The sequence below is a fragment of the Metabacillus sp. Hm71 genome, from assembly GCF_051842955.2.
GTDB lineage: Bacteria > Bacillota > Bacilli > Bacillales > Bacillaceae > Metabacillus.
This window is the reverse complement of record NZ_CM200278.1, coordinates 6,044,886-6,057,725: the sequence shown is the minus strand read 5'-3', so window position 1 is coordinate 6,057,725 and position 12,840 is coordinate 6,044,886. Positions and strand designations below refer to the sequence as shown.

At 37.2% G+C, this 12,840-nt stretch carries 11 protein-coding genes; 9 read left to right on the top strand and 2 right to left on the bottom strand.

Features of this window, described 5'->3' with window-relative positions:
• The first annotated feature begins 361 nt into the window (after positions 1-361).
• The 6 genes from ACSVDH_RS29410 (at position 362) to yxzF (ending at position 8,341) form a co-directional block, all read left to right on the top strand.
• Positions 362-1,201: an oxidoreductase gene (locus tag ACSVDH_RS29410; protein WP_439252413.1), complete on the top strand. Its 840-nt coding sequence runs from the start codon at positions 362-364 to the stop codon at positions 1,199-1,201.
• A gap of 724 nt (positions 1,202-1,925) precedes the next feature.
• Entirely contained in the window at positions 1,926-3,110 is a 1,185-nt protein-coding gene (locus tag ACSVDH_RS29405; RefSeq protein ID WP_299089716.1) for a ParM/StbA family protein, read from the top strand.
• 9 nt (positions 3,111-3,119) lie between these two features.
• Entirely contained in the window at positions 3,120-3,734 is a 615-nt protein-coding gene (locus ACSVDH_RS29400) for a hypothetical protein (RefSeq protein WP_439252414.1), read from the top strand.
• Between the two features lie 635 nt (positions 3,735-4,369).
• Positions 4,370-6,118 carry an ABC transporter ATP-binding protein gene (locus ACSVDH_RS29395; protein WP_439252415.1) on the top strand — a complete coding sequence of 583 codons (1,749 nt, stop codon included), beginning with the start codon at positions 4,370-4,372 and terminating at the stop codon, positions 6,116-6,118.
• 1 nt (position 6,119) lies between these two features.
• The gene (locus ACSVDH_RS29390; protein ID WP_439252416.1) at positions 6,120-8,153 is read left to right on the top strand and encodes an ABC transporter ATP-binding protein; all 2,034 of its coding nucleotides are present in this window, start codon (positions 6,120-6,122) and stop codon (positions 8,151-8,153) included.
• A gap of 92 nt (positions 8,154-8,245) precedes the next feature.
• Positions 8,246-8,341, top strand: coding sequence for a small protein YxzF (yxzF, locus tag ACSVDH_RS29385; RefSeq protein ID WP_518617452.1), 96 nt, complete (start codon positions 8,246-8,248; stop codon positions 8,339-8,341).
• A 157-nt stretch (positions 8,342-8,498) separates the two neighbouring features.
• Here yxzF and ACSVDH_RS29380 read toward each other — a convergent pair whose 3' ends face one another.
• Positions 8,499-9,785: an MFS transporter gene (locus ACSVDH_RS29380; protein WP_439252417.1), complete on the bottom strand. Its 1,287-nt coding sequence runs from the start codon at positions 9,783-9,785 to the stop codon at positions 8,499-8,501.
• 83 nt (positions 9,786-9,868) lie between these two features.
• Positions 9,869-10,372, bottom strand: a complete 504-nt coding sequence (locus ACSVDH_RS29375; RefSeq protein ID WP_439252418.1) for a GNAT family N-acetyltransferase — start codon at positions 10,370-10,372, stop codon at positions 9,869-9,871.
• Between the two features lie 475 nt (positions 10,373-10,847).
• Between ACSVDH_RS29375 and ACSVDH_RS29370 the strand changes: the two genes are divergently transcribed.
• The 3 genes from ACSVDH_RS29370 to essB all read left to right on the top strand — a co-directional run bounded on the left by ACSVDH_RS29370 (position 10,848) and on the right by essB (position 12,795).
• Entirely contained in the window at positions 10,848-11,141 is a 294-nt protein-coding gene (locus ACSVDH_RS29370) for a WXG100 family type VII secretion target (RefSeq protein ID WP_299091303.1), read from the top strand.
• Between the two features lie 65 nt (positions 11,142-11,206).
• Positions 11,207-11,446, top strand: a complete 240-nt coding sequence (gene yukD / locus ACSVDH_RS29365; RefSeq protein WP_299091301.1) for an ESX secretion system protein YukD — start codon at positions 11,207-11,209, stop codon at positions 11,444-11,446.
• Between the two features lie 14 nt (positions 11,447-11,460).
• Positions 11,461-12,795: a type VII secretion protein EssB gene (gene essB / locus ACSVDH_RS29360; protein ID WP_439252419.1), complete on the top strand. Its 1,335-nt coding sequence runs from the start codon at positions 11,461-11,463 to the stop codon at positions 12,793-12,795.
• Positions 12,796-12,840 lie beyond the last annotated feature (45 nt).

The following is a 12,840-nucleotide window of genomic DNA, read 5'->3' as shown; positions in this document are numbered from 1 at the left end:
CAACCTCCTTTGTTCTTTTAATATAATACTTTTACGATTCGATATTGTCAAAAAAAATAGAAACAAGTCTATTTTACTAGTTTTTTTCTCTTTTTAGTGAAAATTGAATAGTTTTAATATTTTATTAGAATAATAGAACTTCTCAAGAAGATCATTTTGAAATTTTTTATGTAAAAAGAACTAGGAGTTTATAATCAATTCTTGAAAGCGCTTTAAAAATATTCCTGTAGAATAATAGAATAGTAGTAAAAGTAGCAATAATAGAATTTTTTCAAGTGTAGATAATTACTTTCGATAAGAGTTAGAGTTATATCCGCTTTTTTTCTATAAAATAGAAATAAATAGTTTAAGGAGAAGATAGATGGATAAAAAAATTGCTGTTGTGACAGGCTCTTCAAGTGGTTTTGGTTTCATGACATCGATAGAATTAGCGAAATGCGGTTATTATGTTATCGCAACGATGCGCAATACAGAAAAATTTTCTCAGCTATTGGAACGCGCGGAACAACTTGGTGTAAGGGATCTGATTTATGTACTTGAATTAGATGTCACTTCACAGGTTTCGATTCATCATTGGAGAGATTTTATGAGAACATTAGGGCGAATTGATGTGCTGGTTAATAACGCTGGATTTGCCGGTGCGGGTTTTGTTGAGGAGATTCCACTTGATGAATATAGGAAGCAGTTTGAAACGAATGTGTTTGGGGTTATCGCGGTAACTCAGGCAGTCTTGCCACTAATGAGAGAACAACGAAAAGGGAGAATTATCAATATTAGCAGCATAAGCGGACGAATTGGCTTTCCCGGCTTATCGCCATACATTTCTTCCAAGCATGCATTAGAGGGCTGGAGTGAGGCATTGCGATTTGAAATGAAGCCTTTTGGCGTCGATGTTGTCTTGGTAGAACCGGGTTCTTTTCAAACAAGTATCTGGACATCTGGTAAACATGTAACGAAGAAATCGTTGGACGAGAAATCTCCTTATTATGAAATGATGAAAAAGCTGGAAGAACATATTGAAAAAGGGGCAAGCAAGTTTGGTGATCCAACCGAAGTTGCTCAATTAATCGCAAAAATTGCCCAAAAGAAACAGACTAGAATGAGGTACATGATTGGAAAAGGAGTAAAAACAGCTGTTTTTGTAAAAAACATTCTTCCCTGGAAATTATGGGAGAGAATTTTTTTACGGCAGTTAAAGTGAGTTTTGTATTGGTAAAAGTGAGACTGCCGCTTAATTAGGTTGCAGCAGCCTCACGAAACATGGTGATCTTCAGTGAAAAAGGTAGGGAAATGTCAATCTTTGTCCCGCGCTATAAAGCACCTTCAACTATATTTGTTCCTCTGTACTATCCTACCCGAGCCAGCCTCCTTTTAGAGAATTGTACGTTTAAAAACTTGATAAAGTTTTCCTTTGCTATTCCAGCACTATTATCTTCGCCTTCAATCATACACAAATTTCTACTACTATCCTAATTAATAGCCATCAATAGAATTAAATCTCTCATATATGGTTACTACCCACTTGTATTTTTTGTGTACTCAATCTTTTATATTATTATTTCAAAGTTTCGACAAATGCAAAAGCAGGGGAGAGAATATAAGTAAAAAGAGTGATATTTATAGCTCAAAAAGTGACAAAAAACGATGTTTACAAAAATGTATACATGTAAACAAAATGTAATCAGTATGTATACAATAGTGTAAACTTGTGTACAAATCTGTATGCATCTTGATTTAAAGGGATGTGTACAATAATGTTTACTTGTTTTCGTTTATGATTACATGTAAACGTTATTTGTATACATGTTTACGATATGAACACAACGAAAGTAATATTGACGCTTTGAGTGATAAGCTTTACCCTTAAATTAAACTGGTGATCGTTCTTCTTGAACATCATCATTTTAATAGAAAGGAATGATTGGATGAGCGTAACGCGTATTGCAGCAATTGATGTAGGAAATGATTGTGTAAAAGCTTTGTTTGGAAAATTGGATCATAATTTATACATACCAAATGTTATAGCAAGAGACACAGAAGACCGACCAGTTATTGGTATTGAAGAATTAAATGATAAGGATCCGCTAGATGGCATTCATATTAGGGTTCACTCCCCTGCTTTAAAAGAAAATAATGCTATTTATCGTGTTGGGAATCTTGCAACCAAAAGTGATCATGCGAATGAATTAGATCCTGGCAGCAGCAAATCTGAAGAGGATCAAACACTAGTTATGTTGTTTGCTTCATTAGCATTAGATGCAGTAAGAGAAGAAAATTCTAATTTATTTAAAAAGACAAACAATGTCATTGATGCGAACTACACACTTGGAACAGGACTTCCCCTTCGTGAAGTAAAAGAAGGTAAGGATGTTGGCTATCGCTCACAATTACTAAGTTCTGTTCACCAAGTTGAATTTTTAGTTACACCAAAATACCAAGGACTAAAAGTAAATATAAGATTTGATGAGGTTAAGGTGTATCCAGAGGGATTTGCTGCCTATATTAATCTTGTAATGGATAATGACTTAAATATCATTAACCGTGATTTGATTGACAAACGCATTCTTATTCAAGACATCGGCGGTTTATCAACAGATATCGCTGTCATCAAGAATCGCAATGTAGATGACGATAAGGCACAAGGCTTTAATCTTGGTGTTTCTGAATCGTTAGAAGCAATAAGAGAAGAAATTCGCTCAAAGCATGGAGTTGAATTAGACAGCCGAAGAGATGTTGTTGAAATCATTACTCGAAAAAATGACCGAAACCATATTATGGTAAAAGGGAGCCGGACAAGCGTTCATGATATTACAGATCGTATTTTGCTAGAATTAGCGAAAAAACAATATCGTCATTTACGCAATGTGTGGCAGAAAAACTCGCAAACAGAAATCTGCTACTTTGTTGGCGGCGGAGCGATGGTATTAAAGGACTATATCAAAATGTTAAATAATAGCTTGGATGGCTATAACATTGAATTCTTTGAAGATGAACAAGAGAGCATTTGGATGATGGCAAATGCCTATTATAAATTAATCTCTGATTATACTAGAAGAAACAATCCGAATACAAAGGGTAAAAAGGCAGAGAAACAAACAGTAGAAAAATAGGGTGGTTTCATGAATAAAAAGGGCTCGGCATCCATACAAAGGGGACAAGCAATTACTTTTCGCCTTCCTTCAGACACTCCTGATCATCTTTTAAAACAGCTTCAAATGTTAAAGGATACAGAAAGACGAAACTTTTCTAGTAAAATAGCTGAGTTTGTTTTAGAAGGGGTTGGCAGCTCGCAGTCAAAGGATCGTGAAACAATAACACTACCTCTGCCGAAAAAACTAAGCAAAGACCAACGGAACTGGTTGAAACACTCTCATTCAGAAGCGTTATTAGGCAGCATTGTCTATCAGCTGTTAGCAGACCCGGTCCGGGCAACATCGATTTTAGCTTCACTGAACAGCAATGCGTTGGATATTAATGAAGCACTGTATTTGCAAGAATCTGAACCGTTTGACATAAAAGATGATGACATCTCACCAATCTCCTCAACCGAAATGGAAGAACTGGAAGAGGAGGCTGCCCTGCCTAGAGCTGATGAAATGGAGTTGGATTTAATAAACTTCGATTGGGAGAAGGTTAGACAAGAGCAAGCCTCTGCTGAAGAGGAAGATCAAGACGAGAAAGAAGAAGATGTGGATGATCTTCTTGGAGGATTTCTTGCCAATATGAATAAATAAGAAATCTGTAATTAGATTGAAGCTTTTTAGCATATGCAAAAACATATATGAATATATGTGTTATAGATCATTTCCGGGGGAATGATTTTGCTAAAAAGATATTGACAATAATAATTGGAAAATTATACAATGAAACAAGAATATTAATTTACAAGAAATGGAGGGTTACAAAAATGGAAAACGTAATGGGAAACAAATTTTACCCAATTTCATATTTTATATGTGACCCGCAAAGGATTGTAAATCGTTAATTCTTATTTGTGAGCAAATCCTATTTGTCATTAATCGCAGGTCACTACTATAGTGGCGTGCGTTTTTTATTGTCTTCTTTTTTAGGCATCGTACGTTTACCGTACGGTGCCTTTTTGTCTTTATTAAGAGGGCAAATTCCGAGCATTTAGCTCGTTTAGATAGATATTTTTTTGAAGGGAGCTTTGAAAATGGAAAAAGAAAAGATCATTCGCATTCATTTAGATTGGATGAAAGGTGGCTAACGGCCATAAATTGAAATTTTATTTTTAGTTTTGGTGTTTAGCTCGAGTGCCTATGAACTTCACACTTAAAAGTGGAGGCAACTGTTCATAGGTTGCTGGTGTAAGGCGCTTGCGCTTTTCTTATAAGGGAGGGACCTTTTTGTGTTCTCAGTACTTGGAAAATTAAGCTGGTTTTTTAAACAGTATTGGAAGCGTTACACTGTAGCAATAACGTTATTGATTATCGTTAGTGTATTAGATGTTATTCCACCGAAGATTATCGGAATAGCGATTGACGATATGCAATTTGGTCAGATGACGGGCGAAAGGCTTCTTGATCTGCTTCTCTTCTACGGTGCACTACTCATTTTGAGCTATGGGATCACCTATGTGTGGATGTACCAGCTTTTTGGAGGAGCCCATTTGATTGAACGAATTTTAAGATATCGCTTTATGAGACATCTACTCACGATGACTCCAAGCTTTTATGAAAAAAATCGAACAGGCGATTTAATGGCAAGAGCAACGAATGATCTAAAGGCGATATCCTTGACTGCAGGATTTGGGATTTTGACTTTGATTGATTCGACAATCTTTATGATTATTATCATTTTTGTCATGAGTGTGACGATTAGTTGGCAGCTGACTATTGCTGCGCTTTTGCCTTTGCCCTTGATGGCGCTGGCGATTAATTATTATGGAAGTCTTATCCATCAACGCTTTACTGTTGCCCAAAATGCCTTTGGCGATTTAAATGACAATGTTCTGGAATCAATCGCTGGTGTCAGGGTCATCCGTGCATATGTACAGGAAAAAGCGGATGAAAAACGTTTTAAAGACATGACAGAGGATGTTTATCAGAAGAACATTGAGGTAGCAAAGGTTGATGCATTATTTGAACCAACGATTAAAATCCTAGTTGGATTAAGCTATGTGATCGGACTTGGATATGGGGCCTATTTAGTCTTTCATCAAGTGATTACGTTAGGAGAATTAATCAGCTTTAACATTTATTTAGGAATGTTGATTTGGCCGATGTTTGCAGTAGGAGAGCTGATCAATATTCTGCAGCGCGGTAATGCTTCCTTGGATCGCGTAAATGAAGTGCTTGCTTATGAGCCTGATGTTCAGGATCATGAAAATCCTGTTGAACTGGATACAGCAGATTCGCTCGTGTTCTCTAATGTCACGTTTCGCTATCCTTCATCAACAACCGATAATTTAAAGAATCTTACTTTGCATGTAAAAAGAGGCGAAACAATTGGTGTTGTTGGTAAAACAGGCAGTGGAAAGACAACGTTGTTGAAACAGCTTCTGCGGGAATATCCATTAGGAAGTGGAGAAATACTCGTATCGGGAACTTCTCTAGAAAAGGTTGCAATTGACACAGTCCATTCTTGGGTTGGTTATGTACCGCAGGAACAAATTCTTTTTTCGCGAACGATTCGTGAAAATCTTCAATTTGGAAAAGAGAACGTAAGCGAGGAGGAAATTGATCGCGCCCTGCATTTAGCTGCATTTGACCAAGATTTATCTGTTTTGCCGAAAGGCCTTAATACGCTTGTCGGTGAAAAAGGTGTTGCCTTATCAGGCGGTCAAAAACAAAGGATATCTATTGCCAGAGCTCTCATTAAAGATCCGGAGATTTTGTTGCTGGATGATGCAATGTCTGCTGTTGATGGAAAGACAGAGGCGAAAATTATTAAAAATATTCGTAAAGAGAGAGCTGGAAAAACAACCTTTATTAGTGCACACCGTTTATCAGCCGTTCAGCATGCTGATTGGATTATTGTCATGGATGAAGGGAGAATCGTGGAAGAGGGCACACATGAACAGCTCCTTAAGCAAGGGAAATGGTATAAAGAGCAATTTGATCGGCAACAGGCTGATTCCTATGGAGAGGTGAGTTAAAATGAAACAAAAAACAACAGGAAGACGCCTTTTCAACTACGCCCTTCTTTACAAAAAAACAATTTTGATTGCATTGGCGATGTTGGCTCTAGCTGTTACAGCCGAGCTAACAGGACCATTTATCGCAAAAAGAGTGATCGATCACCACATGATGGGAATTGAAAGCCCATGGGTGGAAGTAAAAGAAAAGGATGAACAAACCGTTCTTTATCATGAGCGGTATTACAAAAGAAGCAGCAATATAACCGATGAAACGGCTGTAGGCGATGCCAAGCTGCAGATTGTTCAAGTCGGCAGGTCCTTCTATGTTACGGAAGAGCATCTTAGCTTTGATGGAGAAAGGTCAATAAATGGCAATGAATTAACCATCGTTAAAGGTAATGAGCAAGCCAGCTATGAAGTGGACAGATTAAGCCAGCAAGAATTAATGGCTTTCTATCAACCAGAAATTCGTCCGATTATTCTGTTGCTTGGCTTTTATGTCGGTCTGCTTTTGGTTGCAGCATTTTTCCAATATGGAAAATCGTTAATGCTCCAAAAAGCTGCAAATCGCATTATCCAGAAGATGAGAACAGATGTATTTGAGCATATTCAGCGAGTGCCCATCAACTATTTTGATAATAGGCCCGCTGGGAAAATTGTTTCACGTGTAACAAATGATACCGAAGCAATTAGGGAGCTTTATGTAAAAGTACTTGCGACTTTTTTCACTAGCGGCATTTATTTGACAGGTATTTTTATTGCGTTGTTTTTCCTTGATACAAAGCTTGCCCTCATCACTTTGCTATTGGTACCGATTATTTTCGTTTGGACGCTGCTCTATCGAAAGGTAGCTTCTAAATATAATCACTTAATTCGAACAAGAATCAGTGATATAAATGGAATCATCAATGAATCGATTCAAGGAATGCCAATTATTCGAGCATTTCGACGCAAAGAACAAACGACAAAGGAATTTGAACAATTAAACGAGGAGCATTTTGTTTATCAAAATAAATTGCTCAGTTTAAATGCATTAACTTCGCATAATTTAGTTAATGTTCTTAGAAATGCCACCTTTGTTGTGCTCATTTGGTATTTCGGAGGGCAATCGATTAGCGCAGCAGGAATTGTATCAATTGGTATGCTTTATGCCTTTGTTGACTATCTTAATCGTTTATTCCAGCCGGTAACGGATATTGTTAATCAGCTGGCACAGCTAGAGCAAGCGAGGGTTGCGGCTGAGCGAGTATTTGAGCTTTTAGATGAAAAAGGTGTCCCTGTTGATGAGGGGAAACTTCCAAGATATGAAGGAAATGTTCGATTTGATCAGGTATCCTTTTCCTATGATGGTGAGCATGATGTTTTGAAAAATATCACCTTTGCGGCGAAAAAGGGTGAAACGGTTGCTTTAGTAGGGCATACCGGTTCAGGAAAAAGCTCTATTATTAACCTGTTATTTCGTTATTATGATATTGATCGCGGAACGATTACGATTGATGGTAAAGATACGAGTAAACTGCCGCGTCAGCAGCTTAGAAAGCATATGGGGATTGTGCTTCAAGATCCGTTCTTGTTTACAGGGACCATTGCTTCAAATGTAAGCTTGGATAATCCTGAAATTGCTAAAGAACAGGTCATAAAGGCGCTTAAGGATGTAGGAGCTGACCGGTTTATTGAAAAGCTTCCGAACAAATATGATGAGCCTGTACTTGAAAAAGGCAGCACCTTATCAGCCGGAGAGCGGCAGCTTATTTCCTTTGCGCGGGCGTTAGCATATGACCCGGCTATTCTCATTTTAGATGAAGCAACAGCCAATATTGATACCGAAACAGAAGCTTTGATTCAAGAGGCCTTGAAGATTGTCAAAGAGGGCAGAACAACGTTTATTATTGCCCACCGTCTTTCAACGATTCGCAGTGCAGATCAAATCCTTGTATTAGATCACGGTGAAATTGTTGAAAGAGGACGTCATGAGGAGCTGCTGAATCAAAGAGGAAAATACTATCAAATGTATCAGCTGCAGAAAGGGAAAGAAGTTTCAAGGGTTGGATGATTAAGATAGAGTCGTGATAAATAAACCGTTCAATAATGTTTACCTTCCAGCAAATTCGGGAAAGTTTATTAAAAAAGCGGGAGGTAACGTTTATGAAAAGAGCGTTTAAAAATGTCATGAAATGGGCTCCTATCATTTATCCAATTGTCAAAAAGTTTATAAACAAACGGAAGGCTAAACGAATTTAAATTTTCGTGCGGAAAGATAAGTAAAGTTATGATGCCGAAAGGAGCCAGGTAAAAGTGAACTGGCTCCTTCATTATTAAAAGGAATGTATAAAATTTTAAGCTAGTTTTAGTGTCTAGCTCCAGGCGTCTTGCGCTTTTCTTATGAAAGCTTCAAGATTCATGACTTATAAGGTGTTTCTTCAATCGAAATAGGCAAGGCTGTCTGTGGTTCAGGTACACGAGAGAGAATAAGAAAACCAATAATAAATAAAATTACTAAACTGAATACACCGCTATTTGTATCTCCAGTAAGCTGTGCAGTTATCCCTACTAAAAGCGGCCCCATAATTGATGCAAATTTGCCAAAGATTGTATAAAAGCCAAAGAATTCGTTTGCATTTTCCTTTGGAACCAGCTTTGCGAAATAAGATCTGCTCAATGCTTGGATTCCTCCTTGAGAGGTGGCTACCAGCATAGCTAAAATCCAAAAGTCTAAAGTTGTCTTCAGAAAATACGCATATATGCAAACGATCATATAGATGATAATGCCAACATACAGCATTTTCTTCCCTGTGAATTTCTCAGCCAGCCGGCCATAAAGAATAGAAAATGGTGCGGCAACAACCTGTGTAACGAATAATATGATCAATAGATTTGTAGAGCTGATTCCCAAATCCGAACCATAAGCTGTGGACATCGTAATAATCGTTCCAACTCCATCAATATAGAAAAAATAAGACAGCAGGAATAAAAATAGTGCCCGATATTTGCGAATTTCGGTGAACGTTTTTCCTAAACGTCGGAAGCTGTTTGCAATTGGGCTTGGCTCACGTGCAATAAAATATCGTTGATGGACATTTTTTAATAGAGGGATGGTAAATCCTGCCCACCATAGAGCCGTTATGATGAAGGCGATTTCACTTGCAGTAGTAGTAGAAACAGGAATGACCTTGCTTTGCGCCAATATAATAATCGCAATGCTTATTATAAACGGAATCGTGCTGCCGATATACCCAAAGCTGAAGCCGCGAGCTGACACACGGTTCATTCGTTCATCTGAGGCAACATCAACTAAAAATGCGTCATAAAACACATTGGCACCAGCTGAACCAATTGCTGCGATTGTATAACAGATAAGCAAAAGCAACCACTGGTTACTTGGAATAAAGGCCAATAAACCCGTAAAGATCACACCTAAAGCCACGAAGAATGTAAAAAATCGCTTCTTAAATCCTTGATAATCGGCAATGGTACCTAAAATTGGACCAAGCATCGCTAAAATAAAAGTTGCGATGGCAATCGTATAGCCTAAATAGGCGGTAGAATCTGCAGAACTGATCCCTGCATTTGTCGCCGCTGCTTTATAAAATAATGGAAATACGGCTGTTGTAATAATAATCGAATAGGCAGAGCTTGCCCAATCATAAAAAATCCAGCTATTTTCCTCCTTCGTGAAACGCCTCATTCATAACCCCTCCTAAAGTCACCGGTTCCTTATATTTTACAAGAAAAATAGCCTATATGACCGAAAATTAAAAAAATTAACACTTAGTTTACATTATTACTATTCCATTCTTCATATACACGGTCTTCCACATTTTTTTCTTCTACTAATTCCATTTCCATCACCGTTGAAACGTCACGAAAGCCAAATTGTTCATATAAACGTTTTGCAGGATTGCCGCTAAAAACATTTAGGAGGATTTTTTTATAATCTTGACCTCTTAAGTCATCAAGGGCTGCTTGCATAAGCTTTTTGCCAATTCCTAATTGTCTAAACGGGGGAAAAACATAAAGAGATGCAATTGATCCAGTCTTAACAGTATTTAATGGATTAAAGTCAGGACCTATTAGAATCCAGCCTAAAAGCATTTTATCTTTAAGTGCAACAAGGTAATAAGAGCCGTTATTTAAAAGTGGAATAAAGGCGTGAAAGCCATTTTCGCTGTTTTGCACAAAGCCCATTGAACTTTCATTCATCACATTTACTGTTAATTTTAATAGTTCGTTTGACTCCATCACGGTTGCCTTTCTAATGATCGATCTAGACAATTTCATCACCTTTTCGAAGGATTTTAGCATTATAAACATATTGTATGGAGCAATTAGGTAAAACGTGTAAGGTGCTACTTATCGGCATTAATATGAACGGGTTTGTATAGCAAAGGAGAACTTGGGTTTATATACCTACTTTTTTAAAACTCCTTCTGATTTTTAGGGTTCAAACGACTCATAAACATTTCTTGATAATTATGCAATTTTTCCTGTGTACAAATCTATTAGATAGGGAAAAAGTTCCCTTTTTCGTGACAATTTTTGTTTTATTCTATATTTATTTGGGTAAATATGTTATTGGTATAATATAGGAAAAAGTGAATGTTTTGAATTAATTTCCAATTATTATGTAGAGGAGATTTTCATTTGGTCACTCGCTATTAAGATCGTTTAATAGAGAGAAAACATGTAAAGGGTACTCACAATTAATATAGATGAATACCAAATAACAAAATGATAGGGAGAGAATGAAATGTCTGGAATTATTCGCGTTACCCCAGCAGAGCTAGTTAGTATGTCCAACCGCTATTCAAGTGAAAGCAGCCAAGTAGGAGAGCAAATTTCTCGTCTTGATACAATGATTAGAGAACTAGAAGGCATGTGGGAAGGTGAATCAAGCAGAGCATTCAGCGAGCAATATCAATCATTAAGACCTTCTTTCATTCAAATGCAGCAATTGCTTGATGATATTTCTACTCAATTGAACAGCACTGCTAAAGCACTTGAAGATGCTGATCAACAAATCGCAAGCCAAATCAGAGGATAATCAGTTAAGAGATAAGGGAGCGCTCTTTTACATAGGTGGCGCTCCTTCCTTATGAGGTGAATGAGGTGTACATAGAAGTTACAGTTGATTTAAAAAACTACCAAAAGGATAGCTTTGATTTGCGATTATCAAACTATCATACTGTCAAAAAAATGGTCGATATCGTATGGCAGGCAAAGAAAGTAAACGAGCAGCCGAAAGAAGGTTCTTGGATACGAATCATTAATAAGCATAAAATCGTTCAAGGAAATGAACGGTTAATAGATGTTGGCATTACAACTGGAGATCGAATTGAAATACTATGAAGGAGTTAGTAGGAATGTCATCACAAAACGATCGCTCATACTTAGAAGAAAAATTAGAAGCTAGTATAAAATTTGATAAGCAAACCATCGCGTTTACCTTTCAAATTGAAAGAATTAAATTGGATAATCCTGCAGAAATTTCCTTTTTAAAAGAGATCAACCCGAAGATTAAAAAGGAAATTAACATGATGGATGATGAATTATCCATTCTTCATACAATCCCTAACACATTCACCCTTCTTCCTCGTATGGAGCAAGCAGAGGAGAGAGATCGCCTGATGATTTCATATAAAATTGTTCAACAGGCTGAGCTCCATTCCTTAACAAGAATTCATCTCATTGTATGTCCTGACAATATTGTCCTTGACCAAGGGCTTAATCCATACTTTCTTCATTTTGGGGTAAAAGAAAGTCTTCCACCATATGAAAAAAATTCTAAAAATCTATTAAAAGAGGTAAAAGCAACGGTTGCGGCAATTGCTGATAAACAATTTTCCTTTCAACAATACGTAAACCACTATGAAACACTTAAACTTTCCGATTTTATAAAACGCGTATTCGCAGCACAAAGCTTTGCTGAATTATTGGGAACCATTGAAGAGCGGATTCAGCAGCTAAATGAAGAGAAGTCTCTTTTAATGACAGTGAATAAAAAAACATGGAAACTAAATCGCTATGTTCTTTATGGTGTCACTTTATGCTTAATCCCGGCACTGATTTATTCCTTTTATTCATTATTTTTCCTCCAGCCAAAGCAAGAAAGCTTTATTTATGCACAGGAGAAATTCTTAAATAATGAATTTAGTGAAGTTGTAACAGCTCTTCAACCATATGAGATTGATGAAATGCCTAAAGTCACACAATATGAATTATCTTTGTCCTATATTATCAATGAATCGCTAGCAGAAAATCAAAAAGAGGTTATACGAAATACTGTGTCGTTACAGTCTGATCCGCTCTATTTTGAATATTGGATCCATATCGGACGTGGTAATGCCGAGGAAGCAGTTGATATTGCACGGTTTTTTGAAGACCGGGATTTGATATTGTACGGGCTTGTAAAATATAAAGAACAAGTGAAAGCAGATGATGAGTTAAATACGGATGAAAGACAGCAGCTATTAGCTGAAATTGACGGGGAAATAGAAGAGTATGAAGCAGAAAAAGAAGAGGAAGGACTAACTAGCACAGAGGAAGAGCAAGAGACAACTTCTGAGCAGGTTCAAGAAAAGCCGCAGGAGCAAACGGAGAAAGCAAGTGCGCCAGCTAATACTGATGCTCAAAAGGCTGCGACTCAAGCTAAGCAAACAACGACAACAAATGGACAGGGAGAAAAATCTCCACAATAAAAGAGCTTTATGTGCCTTTAAATGAAGGCTGACGTAAGGCTAAAT